Raw genomic sequence first — 14,694 nt, 5'->3', positions numbered from 1 at the left:
CGGGTCCACAGTGCGGCGCCGGTGGATCAGGCAGGCGCTTTGTCTGCTGCCGGTGCTGCTACGCGTGGCTGGATCGAGGTTTGCAGGATGTCCAGTACGCGCGCCAGGCCTTCAGGCATGCCACCGTCTTCGGCCAGCACCTGTACGTGGTACTTCGCCGAATTGTCGGAGCTGCGGGTGTTTTCCTTGTGGGTAGCAACCGAGCCTTCCAGGTGGACGTTGACGCTGACAGGACCCCAGCCAGCCTTGATGTCGGCCGAGAATTTGCCCGATTTGTCTTCGGTCTCTTTCGAGGCAAACGAGGACTTCACTTCCATGTCGAAGGTGATATCGACCTTGGTGATCGACAGGCTAGGGATTTTCACGATGGCCAGCAGCGGCACATCCAGCGAGACATTTTCTTCCACCGTCTTCTTCGGATCATTGGGGTCCGCAACCGGGCGGGTGAACGCGAAGTGCGCCAGGCGGGTGCTGCCGACGCCTGCAGGATCGTTGTCGGCCGGTGGCAGGAAGCCGACGTGCTTGATGAAGTCGGCGGTGGCGTTGGCCAGTTTGACCTGGGCGTCGCAAGCGGCGGCCAGCGGACCACCGATCAGATCACCCATCGGCAGACCTTTAAACTGGGATGCCATATCAATCAGTTCAGACATTATTTTGCTCCTCGAAAGTTAAACGCAGTTCCACATAAAGATGCGGGCTTGTATCGCCTGGCCGGTAATGCATTCAGCCCAACGACGAACTAAGCTTAGGGTTTTAAATTCAAGGAGAAATGACCTTTTCTGACGGCTGTCAGTGCTACTGCTTTTGACGAAAAGACGACATCCAGGCACGCAGCCTGGATGGAACAGAACGCGCAGCAAGCTGCGTTGTGTGATGCGTTTCCAGCTCATTCTGCAGCGTCGCGCCCAGCTGAAAAACATAGCGGGAACGCGGCGCCATCGCATCGGCGGGAGCAGGGCGGATGCGTACGCGCACGCTTTCGTGCAGCACCTGCACGTCCAGCGCCAGCAAGGGTGGCCGGCGCAGTATGCGGCGCCACCAGGGCGGCCGCCGCATGCTGAAGTCCAGCTCTATCCTTCGCTCCCAGCCGGCCTTGCGCGACACACAGTAACCGTAGACAGTGAGTTCCAGCGTGTGCAGGCACAAGGCGTAGTTGCGATGAAAGCTCGCGGCTGGAATCACAACAGCCACGCTGCCGTCGCTGTACTGGATGTCTGGTGCGCTTGCGCAGCGGATGGCGGGCTGGCATTGCAAGGCCAGGTCTTGCAGGCTGCGGTTGGCGTCTTTGTACGCAGCCTGCGTGGCATCGCTGAGCAGGCCGACGTGGTGTGTGGCGCCGTTATGCTTAGCCTTGCGCATGATCGTCCAGGAACGCAGGCTTGCGGTCGAAGCCGATGTTGTACACGGCGTATTGCAGCACGATCTGATGCTCGCCGACGTTGTACAGCCCAAAGCTTTTTTCCACGTTCAGGATGTAGCCGCGCGGCGTGGAGCACAGGCAGCGGTTTACCATGTCCATCGATTCCTGCACCTCTTTTTCGGTCCGCATGCTTTGCGGGTTGTCGTTGCCGACCACGATGCGCTTGATGAAGCGGATATTCGCCAGGTGAAAATTATTAGGGTTCAACGCAACCTCCTGTAGTTATTCAGCGGCCTGCTGTTTGCGGACGTGTACCGGACCCTGCGCCTTCACCACATCATTGACCAGCCGCGCCAGGCCTTCGGATTTCTCCGTTGCCACCAGCTTGAGTTTGATGTGGGCAGCGTTGCCGTTCTTGGCCGCGAGCGTGCCGGTGCCGGGGTTGACCATGAGCGTGGCCTTTTTTTCCGCCGGCGCGGCACGCCCCAGCTGGTCGATGATCCCTTCGTGCACGTCGGGCCGTTCCTGTTCTTCAAAGCCGCCGATTTCCACATCCAGATCGATCTCGGCCTCGCCGATAATGAGCGAGCTATGTGGCACCAGCGAAATCACGGGCACCTGGTACAGATAGGCGCTGTCAGGTTCGGCGTTGCTGTGGATGGCCGGAAGCTCCACCTCGATCACGCTGGGCTTGTGGAGGTCGTCGAAGAAGGACGCAATATTTGCCAGCTGCGCTTTTTCAACCATGTGCTGTGCATTCATGATCGAGCCCGCGATGGCCCGCACCATGTCTTCCAAACTAGTCAAGATCGCCATAGGATTTCCATTAGTTGTTAATCGGATTACCACGACCAAGAATAGCGGCGTCGCGGTGGCTCAACCTGACCGAATCTGGCGCTGGCCGCACAAAGAAAAAGGGAGAGCGAGCTCTCCCTTTTTTGCGTGGCGATGCGGTACTTATTTGGGCGGCGCGCCTGCCGTCATTTGCGTCAGCGTTTTCTGGACCAGTACTTCCGAGGCCGCACTGGCCGAGTTCAACAAGGTCATGGTTTGCTCCAGCTGTTCGCGCACATGCGTGCCGACGTCATTGGCGTAACCTGCAATCACGATGCCGACTTCGTCCTTGGTCTGCGCGCGCCGCAAGTCGCTGGCACATGCCTGCGTGCGGCTGCTGATGGCGCTCAGCGTACTGGCTTGCTGCTGCGACCAGGTGCGGGCCAGGTCCTGCTGCAAGTCGGACAGATTTTGGAACGCATCGGCCACCGGGCCGGCGGTCACGGCGTCCAGTTGCGTGTGCAAGGCACGGATGCCCGCTGCCGTCTGCTGTTCCGACCACTGCTTGCTGGCGCTGATCGCGGCCTGGACGATGTGTGCCCAATGGGCTTGTGCGCTGTTGTGGGATGAGCTGCTCATGATTTTCCTTTAAAGAGAGAGTAGAGGTTGTTCAAGGCTTTTTCCCCAGCTGATCCAGCATGGCGATGATGGCCTGCATCTGCGGGGACTTTTTTGAAAAGAAGGCCGGATACTGCCTGTCTTCATCGGAGTAACCCCAGAAATCCCAGCATCCTTTGGGATTCGCCGGGATGCCCCTGGAGCGGATGGCTTGCGGATACAGCACGATCATCTTGTTGGTATCGGCATATTCGTTGTAGCCGGTGCCGGCATAGAAATGGTCGCCGATATACCGTGCGCCTTGCTGGCAGCCATGGAAGGCGATGTGGACAATGCAGCTGTTCTGCTGGCAGTAGGTGGGAACATAGACGTACGCCTCGTCATCCATGCTGCTGAGATCGCCGGTGATAAAGGCACGCTGATTGAACCGGATGATTTTGCCGCTGGGCTCGGCCTTGCTGGGCGGCTTGCTGGCGTCGCCATAAATATGCGCCAGCAGCACCTGGGACTGCGTGAAGTCACAGTTGTTGATATAGGGCGCCCTGGTTTCGCCGCATGGCACATCGTCCGATTCCCCGGTAACGATGGAGTGTCCGGCCGCGACGTCCTTGGAATACAGGATCTGTTTATCCGGATCGGCCACGGCCAGCTTGTAGTAGTTGTAGCTGGCATCCACCACGATCGGCGCCACGGTCGGGTCTTTGCTGCCGCTGAAGATGTAGGCGCGCTGGCGGCTTAAATTGCTGACGGGATCAATCAGGCCCTGGTCGGCGAATCGTTTAGCGTTCTCGAGTGACTTGGCGCCGTCCGCAGCGGCAAAGCGCGACGCTGGCGCCATGCAGGTGGTGACGGCGTTTTGCAGAAAGCTTAATGAGGGATAGGTGCCGGCGCAGTAAAAAGGACCGGCGGCAATGATGCCGACGCCGATAAAGCGGGAAGAGTAGGCGGTGGCCAGCTGCGCCGCCATAAAACCGCCGGAGGAAATGCCGGATACCGAGGTCTGGCTCAAATCGGCGCCCAGCGCGGGCAGTGGCGTTGACTCGGCGTAGGCTTGGGGCAGCAGTGCAGTAATTAACAGGCCGAGTGTCAGCACCTTGAATGAGGCTAGTCGCATGTAACTCTCCTTGCGTAAAAAAAGTTAAAAGAACCTGGGTGTTTCATATCGATGATAGCGAGGAATGGGAAAATGTCGATGTCATTTCATGACATTCAAGGATCAATAATCAGCACATCTCCAAAAGAAAAGCCACGCACGCGTTCCGTCTTTAAAGGCAGTTTGACGTGGATGTGGGTTTCTATTTTCTTGCGCAAGCGTTTGACCATGGTGTCGATGCGGTTCTGGTCATAGCTCAGATAATCCTCACCAAACTCCTTGACGATTTTTTTGCGGGAGACAGCCTCATTCACTTCCACCATGCTGAATATTTTGAGGAAGTTGAATTCAAGGCTGGTCAGATTAATCGACTCGCCGGCCGGTGCTTCCAGCCGGCGGTCGCGCATGTGGAGACGCCAGCCGGGGTTGAGCTGGCGCGCAAGTGTCAGGATGCAAGCCAATATTTCCGAGCGTTGCTCTTCGAGATTGATGGTGCTGTCAGGGGCACGCCGGCCGCAGGCAACCAGGTCTTTCAGGTTAATGATCTGGTAGCCAGCGTCGTGGATTATTTCGGGTAACTTATGGGTATAAGCGTCGTCATGGCGGAGTACAAGTAGTTCCAGCATATCTGTTCCGTTACAATATTGGCAACAGACAAATGTTATTGTGAAAATAAAACGCAATTCTGACAATATCTGGCAGAGTATTAAAAACTAATTAATAAACCACACTTTCGAAAGTTAATCGACTTTTATTGCTCCCCAGTTGAAACGCACGCCGTCATTATTGCCCGGGACAGGGCCGGGACTGTCGGCAATCAAGGCGCCGCTTGACGGGTTAATACGTAAATAAAAGTTAGTTTGTAATGACAGGAGTATCAGCTCGCTGGTGGGAGTTTCTATCCATTCAAAAGCCTGGGCAATACCGGGGCGTACAGTTTGCAGCGTGGCGGCGCCATCGGCGCCCACGCTCAGATAATTGCTGCCCGATTGCAGTGCGATGCGGCCCAGACCCAGATCGCGCACCGTGAAAATCAGCGGCTGGCTGGCGGCGCGGCCGTTGGCGGATTTAAGCTGGATTTGCTGCTCATATGGAATCGCACGCATCTGGCCGTGCGGGTAGGGCTGATAAACGTCGAAGCTGTTGAAGTCGGCCCAGCCGCCGTTCTGCTTGCTGGTGTTGTAGTGGAACAGGCCGTAGCGCACACCTTGCGAGGTCACGGGCTGGAATATCATGGTGAACTCGTCGCCGACGGGCTGGAATTTTTCGCCGTCCAGCGAGTAGCTGAAGCGTGCCTTCTCAGTGAGGAAATCGCACTCGGCCCGCAGCCACAGGCGCTGTGCGGTGATGGCGAGGCGCGTGGTCTGGTTGCGGGCCTGATCGAATAGCGCCAGCGACAGCTTGCTGTTGCTGCGTTCCACGCCGAGCGTCGCGTAGGGCAGGGCAAGCAGGGCCAGGCCGGCGACGTCGTTGTCCAGCAGGCCGCTGACATCCACCGCCACCGTTGGCGACGAGACAGGGCCAATGGCACGCTGCGTCAGCGTGTTGCGCGCATCCCAGAACGCGGTGGCGGGCATGGAGTGCAAACGCAGGAAGCCGGGACGTTCGCTGAGCGACCATTTGTCCTCCACCGGTACGTGGTTCCACTGCCAGACAGGTTTGAGCGTGGTGTCGGAGAATTCGTCGCTGCGCTCAAACGGCGCCTTGATCTGCTGGCGCTCCGTCACGCGCGGCTTGATCCAGGTGCGCGGATTGCGTCCGGGATTGCCGGGCAGGCCGAAATAGGGCCAGCCATCCTTCCACGTGACCGGTGCGAGGCTGAGCAGGCGGCCAACGGCGTTATAGTCCATCATCGAGAAGCCCCACCACTCGCCAGCTTCGGTCAGCACGATGCCGCCCTGGTGCATGGCGGTGGCATCGCGCAGGGACGGATCGGGCGGTGTCACCTCAAACGGATACTGCCTGTTTTTCAGGCGGTAGCCGGCCACCATGCCAAACCCTTCCTCCTTGCTGATGGCCGGGTTGACCTCATACGGCCCGTAGATATTGTCGGCGCGCGCGGCCGGCATGCGCAGGCCGCCGACATCGTTGGCGCCCAGGATGTAGTACTTGCCGTTGATTTTGTAGAAGTGGGCGCCGCCGCCCATGCCGTCCGCTTTCGAGAACAGCACTTTCTCCGTGCCCGGCACGATGTCCAGCAGGTCATCGGTGAGCTGGGCGATGTGCATTGGCTGACGGTCCCAGACGGCATATGCCTTGCCGTCATCGTCAAACAGCACCGACAGTTCTTGCAGGCTGCGCTTCATCTCCCAGCGTGTCCATGGGCCGCGCGGGTTGACGGCGGAATAGACCTGTGTACCACGCCCGTTCACATTGGCGAAGATGTAGAACACGCCGTTGCGGTAGTGCAGGCTGGGCGCCCAGATGCCCTGGCCGTAGATGTTCTTGCCGCCCTCCAGCCGGTAGGCCGGGCCGAAGTCGATGCGGTCGGCCGCGTAGCCCAGGAACTCCCAGTTGACCAGGTCTTTGGAGCGCAGCAGCGGCAAGCCAGGCATGGCGTGCATGGTGCTGCCGGTCAGGTAGAACCATTCGCCGGCGCGTATCAGGTCGGGATCGGACAGCTCGTCGTAAAACAGGGGATTGGTGAAGGTGCCATTGCCGTTATCCGGTGTCCAGGTGCGGATGGACAAGCCGGTATCCGGCCGTGCTTCTTTTTGCGCCACCGCCGGCAGTGTGAAAACCGTCAGTAGCGCGCAAATGATGGCTCGCTTCATATCGTCCCCTTGGGTTGCCTCCTGTGCGCCTAGGGTACCATTTTGCCGCCGGCGGGCCTGCCTGTTTCAGAACTCCGTGCTGGCAGTGAGGCCGAAAGTGCGCGGCGCCCCCAGCACCAGATAGCCCGCGCCTTGCGAACCGCCAGCCGATGCCCAGTAATCCCGGGCCGTCAGATTGTCCACGCGGGCGCGCAGCACTACCTCATGCCCGTCGGCCTTGAACGCGTAACGCGCGCTGGCGTCCAGCCGGTTCCAGGACGGCAGGTTCTGCGTATTTGCCGCGTTCACCGCCTGCGATGAAGTGTGCAGCGCACGTGCCGATACGCTCAACCCGCGAACCCCTGGCACGCTCCAGTCCAGGCTCAGGTTGGCCTGCGTGCGCGGCACGCCGATCACGTCCTTGCCGTCGGTGAGGCCGCCCGCAGTGCGCTGCTGCGTCGCATCCAGCAGTGTCGCGCCGCCCAGCACCCGCAGGCCGCGCACAGGTTCGCCGTAAGCGGTGAGCTCCAGGCCCCGGTTGCGCTGTTCACCGTCGATGCCGAAGATTTTGGTTGCCGGATTCAGCACGCCCATGGGCTGGCTGGTGGCGAACAGCGCGGCCGTGGCGCCATAACGGCCCGCGTCGAGCTTCACACCGGCTTCCTTCTGCACCGACTTGTATGGCGCGAAGACCTGGTTGCGGTTGGCGGCGGTCGACCCGGCCACCGGGCCTTGCTGCAAGCTCTCTACGCGGTTGGCGTACAGCGATACCTTGGGTGTGACCTTGTAGACGATGGCGGCAATCGGTGTATTGGCCGCTTCGTTGTACACCGTCGGCTTGCCGGTGTTATAGGCATAGCCGGTCTGCTTGATGTTCTGATGGCGCACGCCGACCGTGAGCAGTAGCCGGTCGTCGAGGAAGCCCATGCTGTCGGCAATCGCTGCGCTGACCAGCTTGACCTGGTTGGTGGTGCGTGGAGCGGCAAGGTCGTTGCCAAAGGTGGTCAGCACCGGCAGCGCCAGGACCAGGGGCTGATACAACGAGGTATTCTGGTAGGCCGACGTGGCGTAGGCATTGCGCGAGTCCAGGTCGAAGCCGGTGGTGGTCATGGCCAGCTTGTGGCTTGCGGAGGCGGTACGCAGCGCCGCGCGCAGGCCCAGTTCAGCGGTCTTCACATGGTCTTCGCGCGCATTGTCGAAGCGGCGAATCTGGCCGCCGCCGTTGGCGTTGTTCAGATTCAGTGTGCTGGCCAGGCGATTCAGCTCACTGCCGCGACGCCCGCCAACGGCGGCCCACGCCACCACATCCGTGGCCACATCCCATTCGCCGCGCAGCGTGCCAAACACATCGCGCTCGCTGGAGTAGTCCCATGGCTGGCCGTAACTGGCGGTGGCATCCGGCGCTGCCGGCACCGCAAGTGAGGCGTCGACATTGACGGCCGGGCGGGACTGATGCAGCTTGCTGGTTTGCCAGCCCAGATCGGCCGACAGGCGGAAGCCGCGGCCGCGGTAATCCACACCGGCAGCAGCCAGCTGCACCTCGCGGTTTTCGTCATCGATGCCGGTACCGCCTTTGCGCTGCGCTGCGTTGACGCGCACGCCGTAGCGGTTTTCTTCGCCGAAGCGGCGCGCGATGTCGGTGGCGAGGTAGGTCTGCCTGCCGCTCTGCAGGCCGGCCGACACCTCGGTCAGATCCTGGTTCGGCGCCCGCTTGGGCAGCAGGTTGATGGCGCCGCCAATGCCGCCGCCCCCTGGTGTCGCGCCGTTGAGGAAGGTATTCGCGCCACGGAACACTTCGACGCGCTCCAGCAGCTCGGCGGCGATGTACTGGCGCGGCAGCACGCCATTCAGGCCGTTATAGGCCAGATCGTCGGAGTTCACCGGGAATCCGCGGATCACATACAGCTCCTGGTAATTGCCGAAGCCGCGCGCCACGCGTACCCCAGGATCGGACTGCAGCACGTCGGCAACGCTGTGCGCCTGCTGGTCCTGGATGAATTGCTGGGTGTAGTTGGTGCTGTTGAACGGCGTATCCATGATATCCATGGTGCCCAGCAGGCCGACGCGGCCGCCCTTGGCGACCTGGCCGCCGGCAAAGGTCTTGGACAAACCCGCAGCCGAGGCATCGGCGCTGGCGCTGACGACGACCGTCTGCACCGCGTCATCGGTGGTCTGGGCTTGCGAGGAGAGGGCGGTGAGGGCGGAAAGTACGCCTATGGTAAGTGGCTTCAAAGCGGGCATGATAAGGAGGAATGATTGCGAAGAATGATTGACACAATCATCATCATACAACATAATGAGAATCATTATCGTTTAGTTTTCGCATTTACCGCACCCGCCGGCAAGCCAGGTAGATGTCATCCCATGATTCCAATACTGATGAACCGGCGGTTGGGCGTTGCCTCGCGTACGCTGGCTGCAATAGGCGGCGGTTACGCCGTCACTTCGCTGGCGGTGACCGCGCTGGCGCTCACCTTGCCGGGCCGTGAGGTTGACCGCGTGGTGGCCGCCACCTTGTCCGGCCTGGCCATTTTCCCTTGCATAGTCATGTGGTCGTTTGCCACGCGGACGGCCTTGCGCGCGTGGCTTGGCGTGCTGGCCGTGGCGTTGGCGCTGGGCGCCGTAGTCTGGCTCGGAGGCGGCCTATGAAAGAGAGCTTCCGTCAATCGATGGCGTGGCTGCATACCTGGTCCGGCCTGCTGGTGGGCTGGGTGCTGTTCATGGTGTTCAGCTGCGGCACCGCCAGCTACTTCCGCGATGAGATCACGCTGTGGATGAAACCCGAGCTGCATCAGTCCTCGCATGCCGTGGTGGAGCAGGGCGTGGCAGCGGCGCAGATCCAGAACCTGCTGCAGCAGCGTGCCCCCGCCAGCCCGCGCTGGTTCATCACCATGCCGACCGGGCGCGAGCCGGCAGTCCGCGCCAGCTGGGCGCCCCCGCCCTCCGGAGAAGAGGGCCAGCCACGCGGCCGCCGCCGTTTCGAGAACGCCAGCATCGATCCGCTCACGGGACAGGAGCTGAGCGCCGCGCGGGCCACACGGGGCGGAGACTTCTTCTACCGCATGCACTTCGATATGCACTACATGCCGGTGCTCTGGGCGCGCTGGATCGTCGGCATCTGCGCCATGTTCATGCTGGTGGCGATCATTTCCGGCATCGTGACGCACAAGCGCATCTTCAAGGACTTCTTCACTTTCAGGCCGGGGAAAGGCCAGCGTTCCTGGCTGGACGCGCATAACGCCACGGCGGTACTGGCATTGCCTTACCACCTGATGATTACCTACACCGGTCTGGTCACGCTGATGTTCATGTACCTGCCGCAGGGCCTGGGCGCCGTGTACAAGGACAGCGACGCCTTCTTCGCCGATTTGAATGGCGGCCCACGGGTGGAAGCCAAAGCCTCCGGCGTGTCCGCGCCATTGACGCCACTGGCGCCGCTAGTGGCCAAGGCCAGTCAGCTGTGGGATGGCGCTTCTGTCGGCCGCATCATGGTCAGCCATGCTGGCGACAGCGCGGCGACGGTCACGCTGACGCAGCAGGATGGCCATGGCGTCAGCAACAACCTGCCGTCGCTGACCTTCGATGGCGTCACCGGCGGCTTGCTGACCGAGGCCGACAAGAGTGGCGCTGCAGTGGAGACGCGTGGCGTGATGTATGGCCTGCATATCGGCCGCTTCGCCAGCCCGCTGCTGCGCGGCCTGTTCTTCCTGTCCGGCCTGGCCGGCTGCGCCATGGTTGCCACTGGCGTGCTGCTGTGGGCCGTGAAAGAACGGCCCAAGCATGTGAAGGCGAATGCGAACGGCCGTATCGGCTTTGGCCTGCGCCTGGTGGATGGCTTGAACCTGGGCGGCATCGCCGGCCTGCTGATCGCCATGAGCGTCTACTTCTGGGCCAATCGCCTGCTGCCGCCTGGCCTGGAGGGGCGCCCGGACCTGGAAATCCATTGCTTCTTTACCGCGTGGGGCATCGCCGCCGTTGCGGCACTGGCCTTCCCGCAGCGATGGATGTGGCGTCTCCAGCTTGCGCTGGCAGGCGTGCTGTTTGCGCTGCTGTTGCCGCTCAATCCCCTGACCGGTGGCGCCGGACTGTTCACCAGTGTGGCGCAGGGCTTGTGGCCAGTGGCGGGGTTTGATCTGGTGTCGCTGCTGATCGGCTGCGGCCTGCTGTGGGCCAGCAGGCGTCTCGGCAGCGCCGCCAAGGCGCCGCTCAAGGCCAAACTGGCCAAGGTGGCGGCATGAGTGGCGCGTCGAACGCGGCGGCCATGGTCGCGGCTTTGTCCAGCGCGGCCGCCGGCTTTACAGCATTGAGTCTGGCCATGGACCGCCACTGGGAAGCCTTGCACGGCCGCGGCAATGTGCCGCGCGATGGCCAGCGCCGCCTGCTGCGCTGGGCCGGCAGCGGCGGGCTACTCATCTCGCTGCTGGTGTGCCTGTTTATCTGGGGCGCGGCGCAGGGCTGGGTGGCCTGGGCCGGCGTGCTGACCGCGTCGGCATTCGCGCTGGTACTGACGCTGTGCTACGCCGCGCATGCCATCGTGCGTATCGGCTGGGCGGCGGCATTTGTCAGCGTGGTGGCGCTGGCCGCCGTGTTGGGCTTACTGCGCTAGCGGCGGCGCGACATCGCGCACGCCCGCCAAGCCCAGGATGGTCAGCAGCACATTTTGCGGGCCGGTATGGGCGTTATGCCCCGACCACCATTCCAGCTTCTCGGAATGGTAGCCGCCCGAGGTGCCGCCGCCGGACATGGTGATGGCCGGGATGCCCAGGCTCATGGGCAGGTTGGCATCGGTGGAGTGCGGGCTGTCGAGCAGCGCGGGCCGGCCCTGGACTTTGGCCGCCGCCAGCGCGGTGTTGACGATGACGGCGTCTGCCTTCATTTGTCCCGCTGGCCGGTCGCCGATCAGGACCACGTCCGCAGTAATTCCCTTGCTGTTCCAGCGCTGATTGGTGTCCGCCACGCCTTGCTGGATGGCGTCCTTGATTTGCTGCTCTACCTTGGCCAGCAGCGGCGCATCGGCGGAGCGGATGTCGATGAGCATGGTGGCGTCGGCCGAAATGCTGTTCACCGACTGGCCGCCTTGTACCACGCCGACATTGAACGTCACCTTGGGTTGCGTGGGCACGCGGATGTCGTCAATGCGCGCGATCACGCGGCCCGCTGCGTGGATGGCGGACGGCAGGCCGAAGCCCTCGTAGCTGTGGCCTCCGGGACCATGGATCGTGACTTTGAAACGGCGGCTGCCGGTACCGATGTAGGTCACGGGATCGCCGTCGACGCCCAGGGCGGGCTCCAGTCCGATGAAGGCCTTGATGTCCTTGCGCTGGCTGAACAGGTGCTTCACGCCTTTAAGGTCGCCCAAGCCTTCCTCGCCGACGTTGGCGACAAACAGCACGTCGCCCTCGGTGTGTATTTTAGTCTCCTGCAAGGCCTGCGCGATGACTAGCAAGGCCGCCAGTGAGCGGCCGTTGTCGGCGATGCCGGGTGCGTAGATGCGGCCATCTTTTTCATGCGGCGTGAGATCGGTGCCGGCAGGGTAGACGGTATCCAGGTGCGCCGCCAGCACGATGGTCGGGCCTTTGCCGCTGCCACGGTAGGTGGCCAGTACATTGCCCGCATCATCGGTGTGCACATCGGCCAGGCCAGCGGCCTTGAAGCGGGCCGCCATGTCGCGGGCGCGTGCCGCTTCGGCAAAGGTCGGCGCGGGAATGGCGTTGATCGCCAGCGTGTTGGCGTGTGTCGTGGCTTCGTTCTTTTCGATGTAGGCCAGCGCCTGTTTCACCGTCGGCTGCGCCAGGATGCGCGCCATATTCTGTTCCTGCGCATGCGCAGGCAGGGCCGCGGCAATGGCGAGGCTGAGTAGCAGGTGTTTCATGAAACTCCGTTAGGGTAGTCCGGCGATCAGCGTCAACAACGCATCCACGTCCACCGGTTTGACAAAGTAGTGATCGAAGCCGGCAGCATCGGCCTGCTCGCGGTCTTCGCGGCGGCCGTAGCCGGTCACGGCCACCAGCGTGGCGTGGGCGGTATGCGGCAAGGCGCGCAGGCCGCGTGCCAGATCGTAGCCGCTGATGTCCGGCAGGCCGATATCGAGCAGGCACAGTTCTGGCGATGTGGCCTGGGCCAGTTCCAGCGCCTGCAGCGCGGTGTGCGCCACGCTGACATGATGGCCGCCCGCTTCCAGCAGCAGTTGCAGGGTCTGGGCCGCATCGACGTTGTCATCGACCACCAGCACTGCCAGTTTGCGGGACGCGATGGCGCTGTGGCCTGGCTGTTCCTGCGTTGGCTGCTGGCGCGGTGTACCAGGCAGGGTGATGGTGAATGTGCTGCCTTTTTGTTCGCCCTCGCTTTCCACGGCGACGTTGCCGCCATGGAGTTCCACCAGCGACTTGACCAGCGCCAGACCCAGTCCCAGCCCGCCCTGCGAGCGGTCGGAGTTGCGGTCGGCTTGCGCGAACAGCTCAAACACGTGACTGCGCAATTCGGGCGACATGCCGATGCCGTTGTCGCTGACGATCAGCTTCACGTTGCTGCCTTCGGCGCGTGCGGTCAGCCTGATGGCGCCGCCCGACGGCGTGTACTTGGCGGCGTTATTGAGGACATTGACCAGCACCTGCACCAGCCGCTTGTGATCTCCCGTCACCACCAGTGTCGATGGGGGCAGCACCACGTCAAAGCGGTGCTGGCGCGCTTTCATCAACGGGTCCGCCTGTTCGACCGCATCCGCGATGATCTTGGCGACGTCGAGCGGCACGCGCGTCAGCGTCACCAGTCCGCGTGTTACGCGCGAGACATCGAGCAGGTCGTCCACCAGCCGTGTCATGTGATGGACCTGGCGCACGATGATGCTGGCGGTGCGCTGCACGGCCGCCTCGCTGGCATGGCCGCTTTGCAGCAACTGCGCCCCGGCACTGATCGGCGCCAGCGGGTTGCGCAGTTCGTGCGCCAGCATGGCGAGGAATTCGTCCTTGCGGCGATCGGCTTCGCGCAGCTGGCTTTCGGCCTTCAGATGCTGGAGTTCCTTTTCCTGCAGTGATGCCGCCATCGCGTCCAGTGCGCGTGCCAGTTCGCTGATCTCTTCCTTGCCATAGACGATGCCGCTGCGCGCTTCCAGCGTGCCGGAGGCGATGCTGTTGGCGGTGTTGGCCAGGCGCTTCACGCGGCGCAGCACCAGCACATCGCCGACAAACCATGCGGCCAGCAGCGCCAGGCCCAATGTCGCTCCCAGCGCCAGCAGGTCCAGCACCTGATCGTGGCGCGCGCTGGCGGTGATTTCATCGGCCGGTATGCCGATGGTGACGGTGTAATCGGTCAGGCCGTTGTTGCCGACGCGGGCAAAACGGTGCAGGCGTTCGATGCCATCCGGCCCGACCAGCAGCACCGGCTTGCCCGGCTCCGCCGCCATGGCGAGGCGCATCGCTTCTGATACCTGCTTGCCAAACCATTGTTCAGGATTGGGCTTGCGCGAAATGATCTTGCCTTCCGAGTCTGCCGTTAACAGCAGTGAGCCAGGTGGCAGCTTGATATCGGCCACAAAGCGATCCAGCTTGGTCAGGTCCATCGCCGCAAACACTACGGCCTTGACCTTCTGGTCGTCGTCCATCACAGGGTAGGTCAGGTTGACGGTGTGCTTCTGGATCACGCGGCCGAAGATGTAGCCGCCGGCCACAAAGCGTTTCAGATGGACCGCACGGCGGAAGTGCGAACGGTCCGCCAGATTGACCTTGCCCTGGGAGGGCGTGGCGTTGCAGGTCACGTCGCCGTTCATCTGGATCAGGCCCAGATTGGCGTAATCCTGATTCTGGCGCAGGATATTGGCCAGCAGGCGGTTGCAGTCCTCGTCGTCGCCCATCAGGTCTGGGACGCTGGCGACGTCGCGCAGAATCTGGCGCGCACTGGCAATCGACTGGGCCTCGTTGGCCGCCGCCAGATTGGTCAGGCGCAGCAGATTATCTTCTGCCACCTCGATTGCATGGTCCCGCTCGCGCGCGCCGTTGATGAAGGTCATGATCGCGATGGGCGCAATCGCCAGCATGACCAGCAGCACCAGGCGGCTGCGCAAACTATTCAGCTGGAAGAGCAGGAAGGCCATGCGGCGT

14 protein-coding genes are annotated in these 14,694 nt (G+C 62.3%); 3 read left to right on the top strand and 11 right to left on the bottom strand.

All coding sequences use genetic code 11. The annotated features are described in order from the left end of the window. Positions 1-26 precede the first annotated feature (26 nt). From GTP58_RS09440 to GTP58_RS09400, 9 genes are all read right to left on the bottom strand, one after another. Positions 27-650, bottom strand: a complete 624-nt coding sequence (locus GTP58_RS09440) for a DUF2589 domain-containing protein (protein WP_161077189.1) — start codon at positions 648-650, stop codon at positions 27-29. Positions 651-795: 145 nt separating this feature from the next. Next, the gene (locus GTP58_RS09435; protein ID WP_161077188.1) at positions 796-1,359 is read right to left on the bottom strand and encodes a hypothetical protein; all 564 of its coding nucleotides are present in this window, start codon (positions 1,357-1,359) and stop codon (positions 796-798) included. Continuing rightward, the gene (locus tag GTP58_RS09430; RefSeq protein ID WP_072781605.1) at positions 1,346-1,627 is read right to left on the bottom strand and encodes a hypothetical protein; all 282 of its coding nucleotides are present in this window, start codon (positions 1,625-1,627) and stop codon (positions 1,346-1,348) included. Before GTP58_RS09430 ends, GTP58_RS09435 begins: the two co-directional genes overlap by 14 nt. 15 nt (positions 1,628-1,642) lie before the next feature. Then, positions 1,643-2,176, bottom strand: coding sequence for a DUF2589 domain-containing protein (locus GTP58_RS09425; RefSeq protein ID WP_072781607.1), 534 nt, complete (start codon positions 2,174-2,176; stop codon positions 1,643-1,645). Positions 2,177-2,317: 141 nt separating this feature from the next. Further along, complete coding sequence (locus GTP58_RS09420) at positions 2,318-2,773, bottom strand: hypothetical protein (protein ID WP_161077187.1); 456 nt, start codon at positions 2,771-2,773, stop codon at positions 2,318-2,320. 31 nt (positions 2,774-2,804) lie between these two features. After that, entirely contained in the window at positions 2,805-3,866 is a 1,062-nt protein-coding gene (locus GTP58_RS09415; protein ID WP_161077186.1) for a poly(3-hydroxybutyrate) depolymerase, read from the bottom strand. A 95-nt stretch (positions 3,867-3,961) separates the two neighbouring features. Further along, a complete protein-coding gene (locus GTP58_RS09410) occupies positions 3,962-4,471 on the bottom strand; it encodes a helix-turn-helix domain-containing protein (RefSeq protein WP_161077185.1) in 510 nt (169 codons plus the stop codon). A 114-nt stretch (positions 4,472-4,585) separates the two neighbouring features. Beyond that, on the bottom strand, positions 4,586-6,619 hold the full coding sequence (locus GTP58_RS09405) for a glycoside hydrolase 43 family protein (protein WP_161077184.1): 2,034 nt from the start codon (positions 6,617-6,619) through the stop codon (positions 4,586-4,588). Positions 6,620-6,685: 66 nt separating this feature from the next. Next, positions 6,686-8,839: a TonB-dependent siderophore receptor gene (locus GTP58_RS09400; protein WP_161077183.1), complete on the bottom strand. Its 2,154-nt coding sequence runs from the start codon at positions 8,837-8,839 to the stop codon at positions 6,686-6,688. Positions 8,840-8,962: 123 nt separating this feature from the next. Here GTP58_RS09400 and GTP58_RS09395 point away from each other — a divergent pair, with 123 nt between their 5' ends. Genes GTP58_RS09395 through GTP58_RS09385 form a run of 3 tightly spaced genes read left to right on the top strand, consistent with a single transcriptional unit; the run spans position 8,963 to position 11,204 of the window. Next, on the top strand, positions 8,963-9,247 hold the full coding sequence (locus GTP58_RS09395) for a DUF3649 domain-containing protein (RefSeq protein WP_202413526.1): 285 nt from the start codon (positions 8,963-8,965) through the stop codon (positions 9,245-9,247). After that, on the top strand, positions 9,244-10,836 hold the full coding sequence (locus GTP58_RS09390) for a PepSY domain-containing protein (protein WP_161077182.1): 1,593 nt from the start codon (positions 9,244-9,246) through the stop codon (positions 10,834-10,836). Before GTP58_RS09395 ends, GTP58_RS09390 begins: the two co-directional genes overlap by 4 nt. Further along, entirely contained in the window at positions 10,833-11,204 is a 372-nt protein-coding gene (locus GTP58_RS09385; RefSeq protein ID WP_161077181.1) for a DUF3325 domain-containing protein, read from the top strand. Before GTP58_RS09390 ends, GTP58_RS09385 begins: the two co-directional genes overlap by 4 nt. Here GTP58_RS09385 and GTP58_RS09380 read toward each other — a convergent pair. Together GTP58_RS09380 and GTP58_RS09375 are read right to left on the bottom strand one after the other, a co-directional pair. Further along, positions 11,193-12,470 carry a M20/M25/M40 family metallo-hydrolase gene (locus tag GTP58_RS09380; protein WP_229215472.1) on the bottom strand — a complete coding sequence of 426 codons (1,278 nt, stop codon included), beginning with the start codon at positions 12,468-12,470 and terminating at the stop codon, positions 11,193-11,195. The genes GTP58_RS09385 and GTP58_RS09380 overlap by 12 nt on opposite strands. Before the next feature lie 9 nt (positions 12,471-12,479). Continuing rightward, entirely contained in the window at positions 12,480-14,687 is a 2,208-nt protein-coding gene (locus GTP58_RS09375) for an ATP-binding protein (protein WP_161077180.1), read from the bottom strand. Positions 14,688-14,694: the final 7 nt, after the last annotated feature.

It is taken from the genome of Duganella sp. CY15W, from assembly GCF_009857555.1.
GTDB classification, from domain to species: Bacteria; Pseudomonadota; Gammaproteobacteria; order Burkholderiales; family Burkholderiaceae_D; genus Rugamonas; species Rugamonas sacchari.
This window is presented reverse-complemented; position numbering and strand designations above follow the sequence as displayed.

Bases quoted from the DNA above. Each gene is read 5' to 3' on its own strand.
- GTP58_RS09440 (WP_161077189.1), bottom strand. From the start codon at position 650: ATGTCTGAACTGATTGATATGGCATCCCAGTTTAAAGGTCTGCCGATG.
- GTP58_RS09435 (WP_161077188.1), bottom strand. From the start codon at position 1,359: ATGCGCAAGGCTAAGCATAACGGCGCCACACACCACGTCGGCCTGCTC.
- GTP58_RS09425 (WP_072781607.1), bottom strand. From the start codon at position 2,176: ATGGCGATCTTGACTAGTTTGGAAGACATGGTGCGGGCCATCGCGGGC.
- GTP58_RS09420 (WP_161077187.1), bottom strand. From the start codon at position 2,773: ATGAGCAGCTCATCCCACAACAGCGCACAAGCCCATTGGGCACACATC.
- GTP58_RS09415 (WP_161077186.1), bottom strand. From the start codon at position 3,866: ATGCGACTAGCCTCATTCAAGGTGCTGACACTCGGCCTGTTAATTACT.
- GTP58_RS09410 (WP_161077185.1), bottom strand. From the start codon at position 4,471: ATGCTGGAACTACTTGTACTCCGCCATGACGACGCTTATACCCATAAG.
- GTP58_RS09405 (WP_161077184.1), bottom strand. From the start codon at position 6,619: ATGAAGCGAGCCATCATTTGCGCGCTACTGACGGTTTTCACACTGCCG.
- GTP58_RS09400 (WP_161077183.1), bottom strand. From the start codon at position 8,839: ATGCCCGCTTTGAAGCCACTTACCATAGGCGTACTTTCCGCCCTCACC.
- GTP58_RS09395 (WP_202413526.1), top strand. From the start codon at position 8,963: ATGATTCCAATACTGATGAACCGGCGGTTGGGCGTTGCCTCGCGTACG.
- GTP58_RS09390 (WP_161077182.1), top strand. From the start codon at position 9,244: ATGAAAGAGAGCTTCCGTCAATCGATGGCGTGGCTGCATACCTGGTCC.
- GTP58_RS09385 (WP_161077181.1), top strand. From the start codon at position 10,833: ATGAGTGGCGCGTCGAACGCGGCGGCCATGGTCGCGGCTTTGTCCAGC.
- GTP58_RS09380 (WP_229215472.1), bottom strand. From the start codon at position 12,470: ATGAAACACCTGCTACTCAGCCTCGCCATTGCCGCGGCCCTGCCTGCG.
- GTP58_RS09375 (WP_161077180.1), bottom strand. From the start codon at position 14,687: ATGGCCTTCCTGCTCTTCCAGCTGAATAGTTTGCGCAGCCGCCTGGTG.